This window comes from Peribacillus sp. NJ4, from assembly GCF_030348345.1.
Classification (GTDB): domain Bacteria; phylum Bacillota; class Bacilli; order Bacillales; family DSM-1321; genus Peribacillus.
On the sequence record NZ_JAUCFQ010000001.1, the window covers coordinates 250,042 to 269,859 of the forward strand.

A 19,818-nucleotide genomic window follows, 5' to 3' on the forward strand; every position below is an offset into this window, starting at 1 on the left:
ATCCTCCAACATGGATAAATTGCTTGCTAACTATCTATTTTCCCACATAGGGGTATATAGAAACATAAATCTTAATCTATGGAAAAAGGTAAGGCGATTAGTTTGATATAATATAGTTTCAAAAGGTTGAAAGGGGCTGTGGCACATGGAAAAGCAGTTATTAACAAATGATTGGTGGCCTCTATTGGAAGAGGAATTCAAAAAAACATATTACCAGGAGCTAAGGGAATTTATAAAGCAGGAGTACAGTCAGCAAGTCATTCACCCGGATCAAGATGATATCTTCAATGCGCTTCACTTTACCTCTTATGAAGACGTAAAGGTTGTCATCCTTGGACAGGACCCTTATCATGGCCCGGATCAAGCGCATGGCCTTAGTTTTTCAGTTAAGCCGGGGGTTCGCATCCCGCCTTCTTTAAGAAATATCTTTAAAGAGTTACACACTGATCTAGGCTATGAGGTTCCTGATAATGGTTACCTTGTTGAATGGGCGGAACAGGGGGTGCTTCTATTGAACACAGTCTTGACTGTCCGCGAGGGAGAGGCTCATTCACACCGAGGAAAAGGATGGGAAAACTTTACGAATCAAGTTATTCGCCTATTGAATGAACGTCCGAAACCGGTTGTATTCATCCTGTGGGGGAAACCTGCTCAATCCAAAATCCCTTTAATTGATGAAACCCGTCATAGAATCATTAAGTCCGTCCATCCTAGTCCGCTGTCTGCCTCCCGTGGTTTCTTTGGCAGCAAACCTTTTTCCAAAACAAATCAGTTGCTGATGGAAATGGGGGAATCCCCAATTGATTGGAAAATCTCGAAGCGATGATATGGGCAAGAAAAAGGAACGGGTGAATTGTATGGCGTGCTGTCATTTCTATATAACTTGGGATCCCAGGTTTCCAAAGGGCTGCCGTGCTTTTCAATTCAAAACATCAAATCTGCCCTCTCTTGATGTCTTTCGTTCTTCAGGACAGCCATGCTTGAAATTTCAATCCAAGCAAATTAAAAAGTAGGGAATATGCAAGGTGTTTTCTTCTCTGATTTTTGCTATGCTAGTTATGAAAGTTTTGACCTGTATATAGACGAGGTGGTAAAGGTGGATATTTCATCAAGACAAATGTTAGATAAAATCGAAGAGCTTGTTTTGAAAGCGAAACAGGTAAATTCAGAGGATAAGGTGCAGGGGTATGTAATTGCCATTAAATCCTTATGTGAAGTAATGGTTGATGAAAAGGCTGGGAACATCAGCATTCCGAAGCCAATCACATTGAGCCAGCCCGTTATGTCGGCTACATCGAATGTAGAACCGGTTAAAATGGAAGAAGCAAATGGGGAGTCCTTGTTCGATTTTTAAATTAGAGTAGGGGAGCGAAATCATAGTGAAACTGTTCATCATTTTAGGTGCATTGAATGGGTTTATTGCTGTAGCACTAGGTGCATTCGGTGCACACGGACTGGAAGGGAAAATTCCTGATAAATATTTAGAAACATGGCAAACCGCTGTTCAATATCAAATGTTCCATGCGGTGGGTTTATTAGTGCTTGGTTTATTGGCTGGGAAGATTTCAAGTCCGCTAATCAACTGGTCCGGCTGTCTAATGCTAATAGGAATCATCCTGTTTTCCGGTAGTCTATTCGTTCTTAGCGTTACGCAAATCAAGGTCCTGGGAGCAATCACACCGCTTGGCGGAGTCTCATTCTTGGTTGCTTGGGTCCTAATGATCATTGCTGCATATAAATACTTGTAATGAAGACAGCTGATCTTCTTAGGTCAGCTTAATTAGAAAAGTCATCCCCCATAAAGAAGAGCCTCAAAATCAAATAGATTCTGAGGCTCTTCTTTATGGAAGTTTCTTCACCTTGGCGGATAGGTGGCAAGCCCAGCGCCTCCAAATGGATAGTCATATTCGATTTCCTCATCAAACGTTACATAATCTAAGTATACCATCGGAATTAAGTATCGTTTTCCCGTTTGAGGGTCGCTTATGATCAAATGATCGCGTCCTGCAGCCTCGATGATTCCTTTGAAGATCATTGCATTCCATTCCGTGTTGTTTTCAAACGTAGTATAAACAGTGGCTAATTTCCCTTTATTCAAACGCAATATGTTCTCGATGTACGACGCTTCGACCGGTAGCATGCCAGGTATCTGTGGTCCGGAAGGGCCTCCGGTCATCGCCATGGGCACTTGTTGTTGCGTGCCTCCATTCATCGTCATGGGCACTTGTTGTTGTGTGCCTCCAGTAGTGGGCATTTGTGCCTGTTGGTATGCTTGCTGCGGATAACCCTGTTGCTGGTAAGGAGTCTGCTGCCGCGGATCAGACTCATTATTATCATAGGGGTAATAGGGGCTTCCTCCGTACGGGTAATTACCATAAGGATTATTTTGTGACATTGCATTCCCTCCTAAAAGGTTTATTTGATTTTGTGGAATTTGGACAATCCGAGAGTGTGGCCTGGTATAAACAGTGCGATTTATAGCGACCGGTAGTTCTGGAAAATCCCCGGGTGGCTTAAAAAACCACAATGAATTTGAGCGATACGTAACGGTTGCCGTTCATGATTTAAGTCGTACCATCTTTTCGGCTAATGAATGGATGTAACATTCCTTCACCTCGCTGAAGTCAGGAATTGCCTTGTTAATTTTCCTGAGGCTGAATGGGACTGTGAAAAAATAAATTCATCACTATTGAAAATGTATGGGATGTGCATTGGTTTTATTCCACAGAAGGGGAAAAATAAAAAGGAGGGGACGCGAAAAGAAAAAGCTTCCGGAAACCGGAAGCTAATCGTCTTATACGTATAAGAAAGAAGTTACGTTTTCTTCCGGCAGGATATTGCCTACAAAGAAAGAACCAAATGCAGCGTAACGTGCACTCACTTCATCAAAACGCATTTCATAGATCAATTTTTTAAATTGAAGGACATCATCCGCGAATAGTGTAACGCCCCATTCATAATCGTCAAAACCGACAGAACCGGAAATGATTTGTTTTACTTTACCGGCATAACTGCGGCCAATCAAGCCGTGGGAACGCATTAAGCCTTTGCGTTCTTCCATGGAAAGCATATACCAGTTATCATCTCCATCACGACGCTTGTCCATTGGATAGAAGCATACATGTTTCGCTTTTGGAAGTATCGGATAAAGTCTAGAACGAACATGAGGGTTCTGATAAGGGTCCTCACCATCTCCACCTGCCAAGTAATTGCTTAATTCCACGACGGAAACGTATGAATAAGCGGGAATTGTATACTCGGCAAGCTTCGTTTTGTTGAATTCGTTTTCAATTACATTCAATTCTTCCATGGTTGGGCGGGCAAACATTAGCATGAAGTCCGCTTTTTGACCAACGATGGAATATAGGGCATGGCTGCCTTCATTGTCGCTTTGTGTCATATTCCATTTATCCAGTAAACCTTGGAATTCTGAGATGGCCAATTGGCGTTCGTCACTTGATAACGTTTTCCAAGAAGCCCAGTCGATCAGACGGAAGTCATGTAAACAATACCAGCCATCCAGTGTTTGTGCTGCTTCACTCATTACGATCACTCCTAAGTCTTATTATAACTTTAATATATCATAGTTTCAGTATAAGGAAATTTATATCAACCCGCAAACACCATCACTGTTTTTCGGTGTTCAAACAAATTTCAAATTTACGGAATGGTTGGTGACCAAAGTGGCTGGAATTTACCTAGCTGCTAGAGTATTCTTAAAAGAAGACGACTATGGAATTCTTGCCGAATGGTTAAATATAGGAAAAACAGGGGAAACGTATCTAAAAAAGGAGGAAGAGCCAGTGAGTGATTTATTTGAAATATTGGAATCGAAAGTTATGGGGCATAATTTAAAGATCGTTTTTCCAGAAGGGTTGGATGAACGGATTTTGGGAGCGGCAGGCAGGCTTGCCAAAGCTAAACTGGTGACACCTGTATTGATTGGGGATATCGGGTTGATTCAAGAGAAGGCAAAGGATTTGAAAATCTCCCTTGATGCAATCGAAATATATGATCCGAGGAATTATATCATGATGGATGAAATGGTTGAAGCGTTTGTGAAGGTCCGTGAAGGTAAAGAGACTGATGTACAAGCACGTGAAATCTTAAAGGATGAGAACTATTTTGGAACCATGCTCGTCCATATGAAACTGGCACATGGAATGGTGAGTGGTGCAACGCATTCGACTGCCGATACGGTTCGTCCCGCCCTAAGGATCATCAAGACAAAGCCAGGCGTCCAAAAAACATCGGGTGTATTCATCATGGTCCGGGAAGAAGAAAAATATGTCTTCGCGGATTGTGCGATAAATATAAACCCTGATTCCCAGGACCTGGCCGAAATCGCAATCGAGAGTGCGAAGACTGCACTAATGTTCGATATCGAACCGCGTGTGGCTATGCTGAGCTTTTCTACGAAGGGGTCGGCAAAATCCCCCGAGACGCTAAAAGTAGTCGATGCCGTCGAATTGGCAAAAGAAATGGATCCTGAAATCATATTGGATGGGGAATTTCAGTTTGACGCGGCTTTTGTTCCTTCGGTAGCAAGAAAAAAAGCACCGGATTCCCTTATTCAAGGGGATGCGAATGTTTTTATTTTCCCAAGTCTCGAAGCAGGGAACATTAGCTACAAGATGGTACAGCGCTTGGGTGGCTTCGAAGCGGTCGGTCCGATCCTTCAGGGGCTGAACCGTCCTGTAAATGACCTTTCGAGGGGATGCAGTGAAGAGGATGTATATAAGCTGGCAGTCATTACAGCGGCACAGGGGATTGTGGCGCAGTATCAATAGGCCGCTTGAGGATAAAAAGTAGAGGGAGATTCGTATGAGTGAAACAGATTCATTATTAATGCAGCAAGAGTGGCGGGTTATTGATCAATCCTCCGTTGGACCTCAGTTTCCTGCTCTAGAGTCCTTTGCGATGGATGATACATTTTGCTCTTCCGTAGGGTCAGGTCAATCAGCAGCCGTAGCAAGAGCGTGGGTACACCATCGAACCATCGTCCTGGGTATACAGGATACGAAGTTGCCCTTTCTTAAAAAGGGCTTGGATCATTTAAAAGAACATGATCATCAGGCCATTGTAAGGAATTCCGGAGGGCTGGCAGTCGTGCTGGATGAGGGGGTCCTGAATTTTTCGCTCATTTTTCCTGAAAATGAGCGAAAAATTGAAATCAATCGTGGATATGATGCGATGTGGGAGCTTGTCCAATTGATGTTTTCCGATTTCCTAGTCACGATGGAGGCAAGGGAAATCGTCGGTTCCTATTGTCCTGGAAGTTATGATTTAAGTATAAATGGGCAGAAGTTTGCGGGTATATCCCAACGCAGGATTCGTAATGGCGTAGCGGTGCAAATCTATTTGTGTGTCAATGGAAGCGGGGCTGAACGTGCCAGTCTCGTTAAGGGTTTTTATGATGCAGCTAAAGGAAATGCAGAAACCAAATTCGTTTATCCTGATATCGTCCCTTCGGTAATGGCATCCCTTACAGAATTGTTGGGCGTGCAATTGAGTGTTCAGGATGTGATGCTCAGATTCCTTCATGTCTTGAAGGAACATAGCGGGAGGATATTCTCTGACACTCTTTCTGTTCAGGAATGGCCGTTATATGAGGCATACTTGACAAGAGTGGTCGAACGCAATGATAAAGTATTCGATTCAATAAAGGATTGATATGCAAAAGGCTGTTCCTGTGTCAGGGACGGCCTTTTGGATGTAATACGACTTTAGCATTCACTGAAACTGTAAAAGGGACTGTATGATAGGCAGCAGAGGTGTACCGAACGTCCTTGGACGATTTTATCCTTATTTCTTGGCCATGAAAAAAAGAGCCTTGTTGGCTCCCTTTTTCGGATAAACATGGGTGAATGGCCTTTAGCATGTGGTTGATCTATGTAACTGAACCCCACATTATCAAATTACTCAGCCATTTTTTCCAAATTTCCATTCCGGTCCATCTTGAACTTAGTTGCCGGACGTTCCTCTTCTTCTAACAAGACCAGCTTTCTTGCTCGGTTCATGATATTCATCAAAGTTTCATAATCTTCCTGCATCAAGCCGCTGTTTTGTTCTAAGTGGCTGATTTTATTCTCCAAATCTTCGTTTCGCTTTTTCAGTCCTTTAATTTCGAGCTTCAATCTTTCATTTTCGGTTTTTAATACTTCGGCTTGAAGCATACGGCCATTCATAGATTCCAAATACGCGATGACGGTATCAAGGTTCATGGCTTTTTCCAAAGTTACTGGAGTGTGCTGTGGCTTAGGAGCGAGAGCTTCAGCCACAACGAATTCTTCTGCTGCTTCATAATTGGTGGTATCGACTTCGGATTGCAACTCTAGTTCCTCTTCTTGTACTTGAGAAACCATTATGTCCGAAATCGTTGGGGACGGCGGTGTATAAAGAAGCCGTTTTTTCCCTCCTTGATCTTTTCCAAGAATCCTTTGCCGTTGCTTACGCTGTTTCTTGGCAAGGGATAGCGCTTTATCATAATTATGGCGGACAACTGCATTCCAGCGGAATCCGCATGCGGCAGAGGTGCGATTCAACTTATCTCCTACCTCTTCAAATGCATTTAGCTGAGTGCTGCCTTCCCGCACATGGCGCAATACTGTTTCTGCCAAAAGCAAATCATCTTCTTCTGTCCAGGCGTCTTGACGAACCTTCATTTCTACATACTCCCTTTCTGGTAACTTTTAAAATAAATAACTATATAAAATATCGTGTGGCAGTGATTTATGGAGTGTTCTACTAGCATTTTGGACAAAATTTGGATTTTTTATACAAAAAGGTTGAAAGGATACTAGTTTTTTGATTAATTACATCATTTGCTAGCGGCAGCCCTTTCCTTTTCGCATCATCCAGCCCTCTTGATATTCATAAGTAGAAACGGTAAAATACCTTTTAGTCATATAAATGGAAAGAAAAATAGTTTGTCATGGAAAGGATGGTGACCGGAGGATGTCCAATGAATTCAGAGTGTGCGATGACTGCTTGGCGGTAAACATCAAAACATTAATCCCCCGTCTTGAAAAGCTTGATCCCGACGCGAAAATTGAAGTGGGCTGTCAATCCTATTGCGGTCCTGGCAGAAAGAAGTCATTTGCCTTCGTCAATAACCGTCCAGTTGCTGCACCGACAGAAGACGAGTTACTAGATAAAATCAATAAAAAACTAAAGTAGGATCCATGAGATATAGTTGGAGTGGATTGTTTGCTTTTGATAAATGGAACATGCTGTTCATCACCCAGATTCGACAAACTGCGGTGATTTTTTATTTCCTTATTTTCGAGACTAAACCGACGGGAACTTCCGTTTTCTTACAAAATGACCCCTCTTACTAGAAAGGGGAAAGTTAGGGTTTTTTGTCAAAACACGCTATAATGAGTGCATCGAGATTATGAAAAAGAGGGTAGTTCATGGAATATTCCGGCGAAAAATTACAAGAAGAAAAAGTATTCAAGGACCCGGTGCACCGATATATACATGTTCGTGACCGGGTTATATGGGATTTAATAGGGACGAAGGAATTCCAGCGTCTTCGAAGGATCAAACAGCTGGGAACGACTTATTTAACCTTTCATGGTGCGGAACATAGTCGGCTTAGCCATTCGCTTGGAGTATATGAGATAGTTCGGAGAATCGTCGATGATGTTTTCGAGGGCAGACCGGAGTGGAAACCTGAGGAACGGTTACTATCCCTATGTGCAGCCCTTCTGCATGATTTGGGTCATGGTCCTTTCTCTCATTCTTTTGAAAAGGTGTTTGACCTGGATCATGAGCAATTCACGCAGCAGATAATCGTCGGCGATACGGAAGTGAATAAGATCCTCCTTCGAGTAGGGCGTGATTTCCCAAAAAAAGTGGCAGAAGTCATAGCGAAAACCTATAAAGGCAAATTAGTAGTCAGCCTGATTTCAAGTCAGATCGATGCTGATAGAATGGACTATTTACAGCGTGATGCTTACTTCACTGGAGTGAGTTATGGACATTTCGATATGGAAAGGCTTTTGCGTGTAATGAGGCCCAGGGAAGAACATGCCGTCATAAAACAAAGCGGGATGCATGCGGTTGAGGATTATATCATGAGTCGCTACCAAATGTATTGGCAGGTTTATTTCCATCCAGTTACGAGAAGTGCGGAGGTCATACTTACCAAGATTCTACATAGGGCGAAACATTTATATGAATCCGGTTATGAGTTTGCTCAAGAACCGCACCATTTTTATTCATTGTTCAAGGGAGAAGTGACTTTAACGGACTATTTGAAAATGGATGAAGCGGTGATGCTCTATTATTTCGAAGCATGGGAAGAGGAAAATGATGCGATTTTAAAAGATTTATGCACTCGCTTCGTTAACCGTAAACTATTTAAATATGTGGAATTCCATCCATCGAACAGTCAAATGAACAGATTGATGGAATTAAGGACTTTATTCAAGAAGGCGGGCATCGATCCGGATTATTATCTCGTCGTCGATTCTTCATCAGATCTGCCGTATGATTTTTACCGGCCAGGTGAGGAAGAGGAGAGACTGCCGATTCACTTGCTGAAAAATAATGGCGAAATTCGGGAATTATCGCGTGAATCCGAAATTGTCGATGCAATTTCAGGGAAAAGAAGAACGGATCATAAGTTGTATTATCCAGCAGATTTATTGCGTGATGAATCTACGAAGAAAAATATAAAAAAACAGATTCGTAAGCTTTTGGAGCTATCGGATTAAAGTGGTACATTTTTGGTGAGGAGTGACGAGCCTTGTTTAAGGATCATGCAAACATTATTAATGCAATTTCTACTGCCGGTGAAATCTCGGGTCGGAAAAAATTACAAAAAATCGTTTATATCGCGAAGAAGCTGTCCTTCCCATTTCATGAAAAGTTTCAGTTTCACTTTTACGGACCATATTCGGAGGAGTTGACCTTACGGATTGAAGAGCTCTGCGAAATGGGTTACTTGAATGAAGTAAGGGAAAAAAAAGCAGGGTATTATCAATATTGTTATTCAATTACGGACGCCGGCCAGGATTTCCTATCCATCCAGGAAGTGGAGATGCCTGCTCTTGAGGCATGCTTACTGGATATGAACGAACAGAATGCCCGGTTTTTGGAGCTTGTTTCAACGGTGTTATACTTTGACACGCTTGAAACAGAGGAAGTCACCGAGAAAATTTTCACGCTGAAAAGCAAACAAAAATATACGCTTGAAGAAATTGATGAGGCATATGAATATATTGAGCAGTTAAAAACAAAAGCTAAGCCGAATTGATGGCTTAGCTTTTCCCGATTATGTAAATCTTATTGATCGCTTTTACGGACACCGGCTACTGCCAAGTGATTTTTTGACATTTCTTCAATGAAAATCGTCACGGCTTCAGCTGGTGCTCCAGTTGTTTCCGTAACGGCTGCAGTCACCTTTTCGACTAAAGCCTTTTTTTGTTCGTCTGTACGACCTTCAAGCATTTTGACTGTTACATATGGCATCTATTTTTCCCCCCTTCCTCTCTTATCTTGTAGTGTTTCACAATGGAAAAAGAATTGCAAGACACGGAAGTCAGAGTTTTTTCACTTCTTGCTCTTTTGATGTATACTAACGGTAATAAATATTGGGGGAGAAGCTATCGATGCAATTCTTGGAGCAAATAGAACGGTTTTTGGTTTATCCTTTGGAAAAGCTTCCATATGTCATTGTGTCACTGTTAATCGCATTTACGGTTCATGAATTTTCCCATGCTTATGTGGCCTATAAGTTCGGTGACCCGACTGCAAAGAATGAAGGAAGAGTCACATTGAATCCGATTTCTCATTTGGATCCGATCGGAACTCTGTTGATATTAATAGCCGGATTTGGTTGGGCGAGACCTGTACCGGTTAATCGCTTTCATTTCAAGAATCCAAAATTGGCAGGGGTGCTTGTCTCTTTTGCCGGTCCGTTTAGTAATTTGCTTGTTGCAATTTTGGGGTATTTGATTTTTTACGGGTTGCTGGCGGCAGGCGTTGGACCTGATTTACCGTTCTTCGTTCAGCCATTCTTCGAGGTGCTCATCAACTTAAATATCCTTTTGTTTGTATTTAATCTGTTACCGCTGCCGCCGCTCGATGGTTATAGGATCGTACAGGATCTGGTTTCAGCTGACTTGCGGGCAAAAATGACCCAGTATGAACAATATGGCTCACTGATTTTTTTGATTCTGATCATCACACCGCTGAGCAAGTATACAATTGGCCCGATTTTGAACAATGTTGTACCATTGGTAGGCGACGTCCTGAGTCGGTTCTTTACACTTTTGCTTTTTTAAACGATAGGAAATGACAAACCATAAAGGGGGAAATAAACATGGAAGAACAACCAAAGAAAAAAGTAGGCTTCAATATTATAAAAAATGACCCTACAGAAGGACATGGCGGATATGGAGCGGGGGTTTTAACGCTCGATAATATTTCTCCGGTCATAATCGATGTGGATGCAGGTGAAGCCGAGGTCGATATCGGCGCGATGCATGCAAGGAGTGCAGTGGAAAAAGGAATTAAATTTTTAAAGACTAAAGAAGAGGTACCGAATGCCAAACCTTACTGGCTTGTTTGGGTGACCATTGAAGCCACTCAAAATGGTCCGCACTATGCAGGTGTGACAGCTTGTGAAATGACGGTCGACCGCTCAATTAGACGCGGTTATAAATCGCTTCCGGAGCATGTTAACCGGATGGATAAATCACTGAAACGGCAAATCATCGTCGAGGACATGGATGATAAATCCAAACGTATACTTGCAGACTTCCTGAAAAACCATGATGCAGGAATGTGGGAGCGCTCTTCTGCACTGCTCAAGGAGTCATTGACGGTTTGAATCTGATTTAATCGATGAAATGTTAGGTTTAGTGAAAAATTCACTTGTAGGAAACGGATAAAATAAGTAAACTTAAAGACAGCAGTTTAGACACTGTGGAACTAGGACAGAAAAACCCCGAAGCCGCTACCGGCTTCGGGGTTTTTCGTTATCCCCATGGTTTTAAGACTTTTTTGTACCACGGTGCCTTCTTTTGCTCTTCTTCTTTTGGGGCATGTTTCGGGCTTTCACCCTTAAAGTGCTCGGCACAGTATTCGACAGGTTCGGAGCCTTTAACATAATAAGTCAGTCTTGAGGCAGGACAATCCTTTGTTGCCAATTTTCCACTGACGGGATTTACGTTTACCCCGATTACGTTTTCCGTTTCCTTAAACGATTTTGCTGGTTTACCTTGTAGGCCCTTTTCCATATAAGAAGCCCAGATTTTCTTTGCATAGCCTTTTTCAGCAGGGGTCTCGATCTTTTTGCCTTGATCATATCCAGTCCATACTCCAGCTACAAGCTCCGGTGTGTAACCAATCATCCAGCTATCCGTCGGGGTGGAACCTGATTTGCCGGCATATGGGCGAGTCAGCTGGGAGCTGATGGTGCTGCCGGTCACTTTCGTATAGCCATTTAAGGTTTCATCGAAAACCCCGGTAAGCATCTGAGTCATGACAAATGCCTTATCCTCATCCAAAATCTGTTCCGGTTTCTTATTTTCATCAAAAATCACTTCACCTTTTTGATTTTCCACCTTTTTGATGAACACGGGTTCCACCTTCTTGCCGCCGTTAGCCAGAATGCTGTACGCATTTACCATTTCAATCGCCCTTACACCTGACGTACCAAGTGCAAGGGACGGAACGGCATCCATTTTCGCCGTGATGCCGAAACGATGCGCCGTATCAACCAGGGTCTGTTCTCCAAGGAACAAGTGCGTTTTTACGGCGAAGATGTTATCGGAAAGAGCAATGGCCTGAGCCATCGTTATTTCGCCTTCCGCATATTGATGGTTATAATTATGCGGTGTATATGACGAGTGACCATCATCGAAAGAAAATGTAGTGGTCTCACTTTTTAAAGTGGTAGATGGTGTGAAACCATTCTCCAGCGCTGAGTAGTATAGCAATGGCTTCATCGTGGAACCGGGCTGGCGAACGGCCTGTGTAGCTCGATTGAATGGCGACTCCGTATAATCTTTACCACCGACCAGTGCACGGACTTCCCCGGTGTCCGGATCCATTGCCACTATCGAAGCTTGAATCCCTGAAGACTTGGGTATGGTAGTGGAAAGGACCTCTTCGGCAACATCCTGCTGGGTTTCATCCAGTGTGGTATAGACCTTAAGTCCGCCCAGCTCGATCGTCCGGTCATCTAAGTGAAGCTGTGATTTTAAAGCCTGCTTGACCGCATCCTGGAAATAAGGAGCGGTTTTATTGGTGACCGTTCCGTGCTCGCCCTTTAATGTAAGGGATGTTTGCAACGCTTCCGCGATGTTTTTTCCTGAAATGTAGCTTTTGTTTTTCATGGCTTGCAGGACAACTTTCTGCCTTGATTTCGCTTTTTCAAAGTTATCCAATGGAGAATAATTTGACGGACCTTTTGGTATTCCGGCCAGCATGCTCGCTTCAGGTAGAGTCAAATCCTTGGCATCCTTGCCAAAGTAATATTGACTTGCAGCTTGGGCTCCATATGCGCCATGGCCATAGTAAATCGTATTTAAATAGCCTTCTAGAATTTCCTTTTTAGAGTAGTTCATTTCTAAACGTACCGTATAAAAGGCTTCATTGAGTTTCCGCGACCACGTTTTGTCATGACCAAGAAAAAGGTTCCTGGCATACTGCTGGGTAATGGTGCTTGCACCCTGGACTTTGGACATTGCCTTGATATCCGCAAGGATGGCACCGCCGATCCGTTTTATATCAAATCCATTATGAGTGTAAAATTGACGGTCCTCAACAGCGACAGTTGCTTTGATGAGCTGTGGTGAAATCGAATCCATTCCGGCCCAATAACGTTTCTGGCCATTATCGGTTTCCCCAATCACATTTCCGCTATCACTATAATAGAGCGTGGACTGCGGCACGACCAAAGGAGGCGGACCTAATATTTTTGCATAAATCAGTAAGGAGAGAAGCAATACAAAGAGTATAGTGAGCCCGATTGTGGCAAGGATAATGAAGGCCCGTACATATTTAGTTGTCCTTTTAAATCGTTCGCTTGGAATCAATTCCATTGCTTTCACCTCTCTTATCAGAAAAAGAATCTATTATCTATTACTATTATGGAAAAAAAAGAAATTTTTAAACATAAGAACTGCATTTACGAAATTTATCTTGCATTTCTGCTAGATTCGTCTATAATTTTTCTAGCTAATGACTATACCGATTTTGGGGAACCTATTAGGTGACTGACAATATGAAATGGAAAAGGAGCGTTAATAAATGAGCATTTGGTTTACTGAAAAACAAACAGAGAATTTTGGTATTACGATGAAAGTGAATCGTACTTTACATACGGAGCAAACTGAGTTTCAAAAGCTGGATATGATTGAAACGGAAGAGTGGGGCAATATGCTATTGTTGGATGACATGGTAATGACTTCACAGCGCGATGAATTCGTTTACCATGAAATGGTAGCCCATGTTCCTTTATTCACTCATCCTAATCCAGAAAACGTTTTGGTTGTAGGCGGAGGGGACGGAGGAGTTATCCGTGAAATCCTGAAGCATCCAAGCGTAAAAAAAGCTACATTGGTGGATATCGATGGGAAAGTCATCGAATACTCAAAGAAATTCTTGCCTGAAATTGCAGGCATGCTTGAAGATCCGCGTGTAGACGTACAAGTGGGGGATGGCTTCATGCACATCGCCAAAAGTGAAAATGAATATGACGTGATCATGGTCGACTCAACTGAACCTGTTGGACCTGCTGTCAATTTATTCACTAAAGGTTTTTATGCCGGGATTTCCAAAGCTTTGAAAGAAGATGGGATTTTTGTGGCACAATCAGACAATCCTTGGTTTAAAGCAGACTTAATTCGTGATGTACAACGTGATGTAAAAGAAATATTCCCAATCACTAGCCTTTATTTAGCGAATATCCCGACGTATCCAAGCGGCCTTTGGGCGTTTACGATCGGGTCGAAAAAATATAATCCACTAGAAGTGACGGAAGACCGTTTTCATGAAATCGAAACGAAATATTATACAAAAGAACTTCATAAAGCAGCTTTCGTTCTGCCTAAATTCGTTCAAGATTTAGTGAAATAAGGGAGGCGTGGACCATGAAATTCGATGAAGCCTATTCAGGCAATGTATTCATTAAAAGCCACCCAGTTTTTGACGAATCTGAAGCTGTGCTATACGGTATGCCTATGGACTGGACCGTAAGTTTCCGTCCTGGTTCCCGCTTCGGCCCTACCCGGATTCGAGAAGTTTCGATTGGTTTGGAAGAGTACAGCCCATATTTAGATCGTGAATTAGAAGAAGTTAAATTCTTTGATGCCGGAGATATCCCATTACCATTTGGAAATCCGCAGCGCAGCATCGATATGATTGAAAAATTTGTCGACAGCTTGTTGGATGCAGGTAAGTTCCCAATGGGGATGGGGGGCGAACACCTTGTCACATGGCCTGTCATCAAAGCCATGTACAAAAAGTATCCCGATATGGCCATCATCCATATGGATGCCCATACAGATTTACGTGAGGATTATGAGGGAGAACCACTTTCCCATGCTTCCATCATCCGCAAATCCGCGGAGCTTATCGGTCCGAAAAATGTATATTCTTTCGGCATCCGTTCCGGTTTGAAGGAAGAATTCCAATGGGCAAAAGAAAACGGCATGCACATCTCTAAATTTGAAGTTCTTGAACCTCTTAAAGAAGTACTGCCGCAGTTAGCAGGCCGTCCTGTATATGTAACGATCGACATCGATGTTCTTGATCCTGCGCATGCGCCAGGAACAGGCACCGTAGATTGTGGAGGCATCACTTCAAAAGAGCTTTTAGCTTCGATTCATGAGATAGCCCGATCTGAAATTAATGTAGTCGGCTGCGATTTAGTTGAAGTTGCACCGATTTATGACCCATCCGAGCAGACAGCGAACACGGCGAGCAAGCTGATTCGCGAAATGATTTTAGGTTGGGTTCAAAAAGGTTAATGGATGGAAGACTTGACTGTTCCTGTTTTTTAGCAGGAATGGTCTTTTTTTATCCATCCCTGAAAAGAATTTACACCTGATTGACTCTTTTTTAATTCCACCCCAATGGAGTCATTATTGCGTTAAAATCAAATGAATTGCAACAAGATGATTTCGACAGTTTATCCTCAATTTTTTGGAATTACATTTTATTTTCCGCTCCAAGTTGAAACTTCCTTGAAGAGTATTTATACTTATAAAGTTAAGAACGACATGATGAAGGAAGTGTAGCTTTGACTCTTCATGATATAGATAAGCATGCTATTAAAGTGACTTTACAGACAAAAATCAAGCATGGCTCAGAAACCGAAACGTATGAGCTTGTCACATTTGGTACAAAAATGTATAAAGGTTCAGATTTATATTTGCAATATAAAGAGGAAAGTGAAGTCGGTCAAACACAAACGACCATCAAGCACAAAAAGGATGAAACGATCCTGCTTAGAAATGGTGCCATTAAAATGAGGCAGCTTTTCCGCCTACAGGAAGCGACAAATGGACATTATGAAAGTATATATGGCAGGTTAGGGTTACGGACGACCACGAAGAAAATTCATCATCAATGGGATGAGCAGTCCAAACAAGGGAAACTTGTTCTTAAATATACGTTACATATGCAGGGAAGCGAACCCGGTCAATATGAGATGACGATTTCCTATAAGGAGGAAGCATAGCACATGAATATAGTAAAAGAGGTACAGGAAAAACTGAAAGAAGAAATTAAAGCTGCAGTCATTAAAGCTGGTTTAGCAACGGAAGAGCAGATTCCAAATGTTGTATTGGAACTTCCAAGAGATAAAACACACGGAGATTACTCCACGAATATGGCCATGCAATTAACGAAGGTTGCAAAGAAAGCACCGAAAATGATAGCAGAGGCAATCATCGAAAACTTTGACAATTCAAAAGCGTCCATCGAAAAAATAGAAATTGCAGGACCAGGTTTCATAAACTTCTACATGAATAATTCTTATTTGACAGAATTGATTCCTGTCATTTTGAAAGTGGATGGAGCATATGGGGAAAGTGACTTTGGAAAAGGTGAAAAAATCCAAGTGGAGTTCGTTTCCGCGAACCCGACCGGTGATCTCCATCTAGGTCATGCCCGTGGTGCAGCAGTAGGTGATACGTTATGTAATATCCTGTCTAAAGCAGGTTATGATGTTTCACGTGAATACTACATCAATGATGCAGGTAATCAAATCAATAATTTGGCCATTTCCATAGAAGCCCGTTATTTCCAGGCACTTGGCCTCGAAAAGGATATGCCTGAGGGCGGTTATCATGGCGAAGATATCATTGGAATCGGTAAAACGCTCGCAAGTGAATATGGGGATAAATATGTAAATGCGGATGAAAAGGAACGTTTTGAATTTTTCCGTGAGTATGGCTTGAAATATGAAATGGAAAAATTGAAAACGGACTTGGGAAATTTCCGTGTCGGATTTGATGTATGGTACTCGGAAACATCCCTATATGAAGACGGTAAAATTGATGAAGCACTCAAAGTGTTGAGGGAAAGGGGCCATGTCTATGAGGAAGAAGGGGCTACATGGTTCCGCTCTACGGAATTAGGCGATGATAAGGACCGGGTGCTTATTAAACAGGATGGGTCTTACACATATCTGACACCTGATATTGCCTATCACCGTAATAAATTGGAGCGCGGCTTTGAAACGTTGATCAATATCTGGGGTGCGGACCACCACGGCTATATCCCGCGTATGAAAGCAGCGATCGAAGCATTAGGGTACAAACGCGAGCAGCTTGAAGTGGAAATCATCCAGCTTGTTCACCTGTACAAGGATGGCGAGAAAATGAAGATGAGTAAGCGTACTGGTAAAGCAGTTACGATGCGTGATCTAATTGATGAAGTAGGACTGGATGCAACACGTTATTTCTTTGCGATGAGAAGTGCGGATACTCATATGGACTTCGATTTGGATCTTGCGGTATCACAATCCAATGATAACCCGGTTTATTATGCACAATATGCTCATGCCCGCATTTCCAGCATTTTACGCCAAGGTGTGGAACAAGGGATCAGCTATGAAGGAATCACTGATTTCTCTTCCCTTTCTACTGAAAAAGAAGTGGAGCTATTGAAGAAATTAGGTGAGTTCCCGCAGGCAATAGCGGAAGCAGCCGAAAAACGTATGCCTCACCGCATGACGAATTATATATTCGATCTCGCTTCCACATTCCACAGCTTCTACAATGCCGATAAGGTTTTGGATGTTGAAAAGTTGGAGAGAAGTAAGGCACGTCTAGGACTGGTTAAATCCGTCCAAATTACTTTAAAGAATGCATTAGCTATAATCGGGGTTTCGGCACCGGAAAAAATGTAATGGAAAAAGCGGCTGTTTCTAGCGAAACAGCCGCTTTTTTTTTAGGTTAATTAGCACTCGACTGCACCGCCACTCACCCTTTTTACACCACGAACCTTAGTTATATCTTCAATCAGCTGCAGCATTGCCCGGTCCTTCATCTTGGCCTCGATCATGAAATCCACGTCCTGTCCAAGCTCTTTAAGAACTTTAAAAAGGGGCATGATGAAGTCCAAATCGATATAATCGGCATGCGAGCGAAATTCACCTGCCGATTTTGGGGATGAAATATGAACCTTTGGTACCGCCCCTGCCTGACTCCAAGTGGTGAACACCTCGGTGAGCAGCTCGTTAAGCGGCTCATCTGAAAGGTTTGCGAGATGATGGTGGTAATCGAATACAAGTGGGATGCCTTCCCTCTTACATACGCTCAGGGTTTCAGATGCTGTATAGGTTTTATCATCATTCTCCAAAGTCATTCTTTCCTTGACATGCACAGGAAGCGATTTAAGGTTGTCATGAACCCTTACTATGGCGGACTCTTTATCACCATAGGCCCCACCGACATGGATATTGATGAAAGAGGTGTCCGCAATGCCCATTGCTTCCAGCATTTTATAATGGAACTCCATATCTTTTACGGCATTTTGTGTAATCTCGGGTTTAGGGCTGGTAAATAGCGTAAACTGATTGGGGTGAAAACTGACCCTCATCTTGTGTGCAGTAACCCAATCCCCAAGCTGTTTCCACTCTTTTTTGAAAGGAGTCACGAAATCCCATTCTATTTCGGGATGTGTGGCTAAAGGCACAATGGAACTGGACATCCGGTATATTTCTACTTGATGGGCGGTGTTATATTGAAGGACCCTTAAGGTATTTTCAATGTTCTGCCGTGTCACACTCAGGAGTTTTTCCATCCCTTTTTCCGTGCCAAGTGTGCTATATCGCTTGAAAGTAAGTGTTTTAGCTGGAGAAGCTTCCCATAAACAGGTGGCGTTGGATACGAAACCAAATCTTATTTTCATTATATTTTCTCCTTGAACAACGGGATTTCAAAGAAAAGGGGATAGGATGGAAGCCAACGATTCTTTTATTGAACGGACTACATTCATGGAGGATAGTGCGTCCCCGCTTAATGGCTTGGATTCAGCTAGGTCGTCCGCCAATTCCTTTTCTACATCTCTTATGAATGTCGGGTCAAATACCAGACAATTGATTTCACCATTTAAAAAACAACTGCGTTTATCAAAATTAGCCGTACCGATATCACAGATTGTATCATCAATCAGTATCACTTTGGAATGGTAGAACCCTTTTTGAAGTTGCATGATTTCTGCCCCTTCTTTTAATAGTACCCGAAAGTAGGGAAAGGAAGCTTCCTTGACAAGGGCATGGTCTGAATTTTCGGGCACGATCACCGTAACGGAAACATTGCGTGCAAGGGCTTCCCTTAATTCGTGAAATAAAGTTTCACTGGGAATGAAGTATGGAGTCCCGATAATGATTTTTTTATTGGCTTGCTGAATCAATCGTGTCATGGCCAATTCAAGATCACTTCCATTCGTGACAACAACCTGATTTGCCTGCGACCCGGGATTCAGTGTCGGGAAATAGGCAGGTGTTCTTCTGTAATCCTCGTTTGTATCATGGAACCAATCCGTGAGGAAGACTTCCTGAAGGTCCCTGACCCCCTCTCCGGTCATTTTCAAATGATAATCTCTCCAAGGGTTCAGCTTCTCCCCTTGGTTTATATATTCCTTACCGATATTAAAGCCGCCAAGATAGCCGATTTTGCCGTCTATCACTGTAATTTTACGGTGGTTTCTTTTTTGTATTGTATAGAAAAGGAAGGGGAGTTTCGGTTTAAAGCTAAAAGAAAAATGAACGCCGCTTTTAGTTAGTTCCTGAATGGATTTGCGGGACATCTTTTTACCTCCTACCCAATCGACTAAAAGCCGCACTTCCACGCCCTCTTCCGCTTTTGATTGCAGTAAATTCAAAAAGTCCTTGCTGAATTTATCATTTTTCACAATATAAAAAAGGATATGGATGGAATCCTTAGCTTGCTGGACCTCTTTCATAAAATCATCAAACAGGATTTTCCCTGAAGTGAATACAGTCATGTCACTGTTCCGAGGCGGATATTTAACGTTGGTTGCCTGTTTCATATAACGCTTATGCCCTAACTTAAGATCAACCCAGCACCAAGTGAAGATCAATAAAAATATAGAGGCAAGCTTAGTGATTATTTTCAAAAAAAATCCCCCCTAAATGATTTCATTTTAGTTTGGCTCAAATTCCCTGTTAGTAACCATTAAAAAGCGGGGGAAAGGGTTCTCATTTTTTTTAGAATACAGAAGGGTAATTTACGGAATTGTCGAATTATACATTAATGTGCAGTAACTAAATTTTTTTTAGAAAGAAAAAAGTTGACTGAATGCTCATTCATTATATAATGGAAT

At 42.3% G+C, this 19,818-nt stretch carries 21 protein-coding genes; 14 read left to right on the forward strand and 7 right to left on the reverse strand.

Annotation, left to right across the window (positions count from 1 at the left end; all coding sequences use genetic code 11):
* The first annotated feature begins 145 nt into the window (after window positions 1-145).
* The 3 genes from QUF94_RS01265 to QUF94_RS01280 all read left to right on the forward strand — a co-directional run bounded on the left by QUF94_RS01265 (window position 146) and on the right by QUF94_RS01280 (window position 1,748).
* Window positions 146-826 (forward strand): uracil-DNA glycosylase, encoded by a 681-nt coding sequence (locus QUF94_RS01265; protein ID WP_289314270.1) that lies wholly within the window; start codon window positions 146-148, stop codon window positions 824-826.
* Window positions 827-1,096: 270 nt separating this feature from the next.
* Window positions 1,097-1,354 (forward strand): YwdI family protein, encoded by a 258-nt coding sequence (locus QUF94_RS01275; RefSeq protein ID WP_289314271.1) that lies wholly within the window; start codon window positions 1,097-1,099, stop codon window positions 1,352-1,354.
* A 25-nt stretch (window positions 1,355-1,379) separates the two neighbouring features.
* The gene (locus tag QUF94_RS01280) at window positions 1,380-1,748 is read left to right on the forward strand and encodes a DUF423 domain-containing protein (RefSeq protein ID WP_289314272.1); all 369 of its coding nucleotides are present in this window, start codon (window positions 1,380-1,382) and stop codon (window positions 1,746-1,748) included.
* Window positions 1,749-1,855: 107 nt separating this feature from the next.
* Here the strand turns inward: QUF94_RS01280 and gerQ are convergent, their stop codons facing one another.
* Both gerQ and hemQ read right to left on the reverse strand, forming a co-directional pair.
* Complete coding sequence (gerQ, locus tag QUF94_RS01285; RefSeq protein ID WP_289314273.1) at window positions 1,856-2,395, reverse strand: spore coat protein GerQ; 540 nt, start codon at window positions 2,393-2,395, stop codon at window positions 1,856-1,858.
* 399 nt (window positions 2,396-2,794) lie between these two features.
* The gene (gene hemQ / locus QUF94_RS01290; protein ID WP_289314274.1) at window positions 2,795-3,544 is read right to left on the reverse strand and encodes a hydrogen peroxide-dependent heme synthase; all 750 of its coding nucleotides are present in this window, start codon (window positions 3,542-3,544) and stop codon (window positions 2,795-2,797) included.
* Window positions 3,545-3,803: 259 nt separating this feature from the next.
* Between hemQ and pta the strand changes: the two genes are divergently transcribed.
* Both pta and lipL read left to right on the forward strand, forming a co-directional pair.
* Window positions 3,804-4,790, forward strand: a complete 987-nt coding sequence (gene pta, locus QUF94_RS01295; protein ID WP_289318255.1) for a phosphate acetyltransferase — start codon at window positions 3,804-3,806, stop codon at window positions 4,788-4,790.
* 34 nt (window positions 4,791-4,824) lie between these two features.
* The gene (gene lipL / locus QUF94_RS01300; protein WP_289314275.1) at window positions 4,825-5,673 is read left to right on the forward strand and encodes an octanoyl-[GcvH]:protein N-octanoyltransferase; all 849 of its coding nucleotides are present in this window, start codon (window positions 4,825-4,827) and stop codon (window positions 5,671-5,673) included.
* A 245-nt stretch (window positions 5,674-5,918) separates the two neighbouring features.
* Here lipL and QUF94_RS01305 read toward each other — a convergent pair whose 3' ends face one another.
* Entirely contained in the window at window positions 5,919-6,665 is a 747-nt protein-coding gene (locus tag QUF94_RS01305) for an RsfA family transcriptional regulator (RefSeq protein ID WP_289314276.1), read from the reverse strand.
* A gap of 292 nt (window positions 6,666-6,957) precedes the next feature.
* On the opposite strand from QUF94_RS01305, the gene QUF94_RS01310 reads away from it, so the two are divergent.
* The 3 genes from QUF94_RS01310 to QUF94_RS01320 all read left to right on the forward strand — a co-directional run bounded on the left by QUF94_RS01310 (window position 6,958) and on the right by QUF94_RS01320 (window position 9,265).
* Window positions 6,958-7,179, forward strand: coding sequence for a YuzB family protein (locus QUF94_RS01310; protein ID WP_048683566.1), 222 nt, complete (start codon window positions 6,958-6,960; stop codon window positions 7,177-7,179).
* A gap of 236 nt (window positions 7,180-7,415) precedes the next feature.
* On the forward strand, window positions 7,416-8,723 hold the full coding sequence (locus QUF94_RS01315) for an HD domain-containing protein (RefSeq protein ID WP_148358379.1): 1,308 nt from the start codon (window positions 7,416-7,418) through the stop codon (window positions 8,721-8,723).
* Window positions 8,724-8,755: 32 nt separating this feature from the next.
* A complete protein-coding gene (locus QUF94_RS01320; RefSeq protein ID WP_289314277.1) occupies window positions 8,756-9,265 on the forward strand; it encodes a YwgA family protein in 510 nt (169 codons plus the stop codon).
* Window positions 9,266-9,294: 29 nt separating this feature from the next.
* Here the strand turns inward: QUF94_RS01320 and QUF94_RS01325 are convergent, their stop codons facing one another.
* Complete coding sequence (locus QUF94_RS01325) at window positions 9,295-9,480, reverse strand: 2-hydroxymuconate tautomerase (protein ID WP_061465772.1); 186 nt, start codon at window positions 9,478-9,480, stop codon at window positions 9,295-9,297.
* A 140-nt stretch (window positions 9,481-9,620) separates the two neighbouring features.
* Here QUF94_RS01325 and QUF94_RS01330 point away from each other — a divergent pair, with 140 nt between their 5' ends.
* Together QUF94_RS01330 and QUF94_RS01335 are read left to right on the forward strand one after the other, a co-directional pair.
* Window positions 9,621-10,295 carry a site-2 protease family protein gene (locus tag QUF94_RS01330; RefSeq protein WP_289314278.1) on the forward strand — a complete coding sequence of 225 codons (675 nt, stop codon included), beginning with the start codon at window positions 9,621-9,623 and terminating at the stop codon, window positions 10,293-10,295.
* 38 nt (window positions 10,296-10,333) lie between these two features.
* Complete coding sequence (locus QUF94_RS01335) at window positions 10,334-10,843, forward strand: YwhD family protein (protein ID WP_289314279.1); 510 nt, start codon at window positions 10,334-10,336, stop codon at window positions 10,841-10,843.
* Between the two features lie 148 nt (window positions 10,844-10,991).
* Here QUF94_RS01335 and QUF94_RS01340 read toward each other — a convergent pair whose 3' ends face one another.
* Window positions 10,992-13,061 carry a transglycosylase domain-containing protein gene (locus QUF94_RS01340; RefSeq protein WP_289314280.1) on the reverse strand — a complete coding sequence of 690 codons (2,070 nt, stop codon included), beginning with the start codon at window positions 13,059-13,061 and terminating at the stop codon, window positions 10,992-10,994.
* Window positions 13,062-13,269: 208 nt separating this feature from the next.
* On the opposite strand from QUF94_RS01340, the gene speE reads away from it, so the two are divergent.
* The 4 genes from speE (at window position 13,270) to argS (ending at window position 17,377) form a co-directional block, all read left to right on the forward strand.
* Window positions 13,270-14,097, forward strand: coding sequence for a spermidine synthase (gene speE / locus QUF94_RS01345; protein WP_053348438.1), 828 nt, complete (start codon window positions 13,270-13,272; stop codon window positions 14,095-14,097).
* 14 nt (window positions 14,098-14,111) lie between these two features.
* Window positions 14,112-14,990 (forward strand): agmatinase, encoded by an 879-nt coding sequence (gene speB / locus QUF94_RS01350; RefSeq protein ID WP_289314281.1) that lies wholly within the window; start codon window positions 14,112-14,114, stop codon window positions 14,988-14,990.
* Window positions 14,991-15,262: 272 nt separating this feature from the next.
* A complete protein-coding gene (locus QUF94_RS01355) occupies window positions 15,263-15,703 on the forward strand; it encodes a YwiB family protein (protein ID WP_289314282.1) in 441 nt (146 codons plus the stop codon).
* A 3-nt stretch (window positions 15,704-15,706) separates the two neighbouring features.
* Window positions 15,707-17,377 carry an arginine--tRNA ligase gene (argS, locus tag QUF94_RS01360; protein ID WP_289314283.1) on the forward strand — a complete coding sequence of 557 codons (1,671 nt, stop codon included), beginning with the start codon at window positions 15,707-15,709 and terminating at the stop codon, window positions 17,375-17,377.
* Window positions 17,378-17,427: 50 nt separating this feature from the next.
* Here argS and uvsE read toward each other — a convergent pair whose 3' ends face one another.
* The gene (gene uvsE / locus QUF94_RS01365; protein ID WP_289314284.1) at window positions 17,428-18,381 is read right to left on the reverse strand and encodes a UV DNA damage repair endonuclease UvsE; all 954 of its coding nucleotides are present in this window, start codon (window positions 18,379-18,381) and stop codon (window positions 17,428-17,430) included.
* Between the two features lie 27 nt (window positions 18,382-18,408).
* Window positions 18,409-19,611, reverse strand: a complete 1,203-nt coding sequence (gene cls, locus QUF94_RS01370; protein ID WP_289314285.1) for a cardiolipin synthase — start codon at window positions 19,609-19,611, stop codon at window positions 18,409-18,411.
* Window positions 19,612-19,818 lie beyond the last annotated feature (207 nt).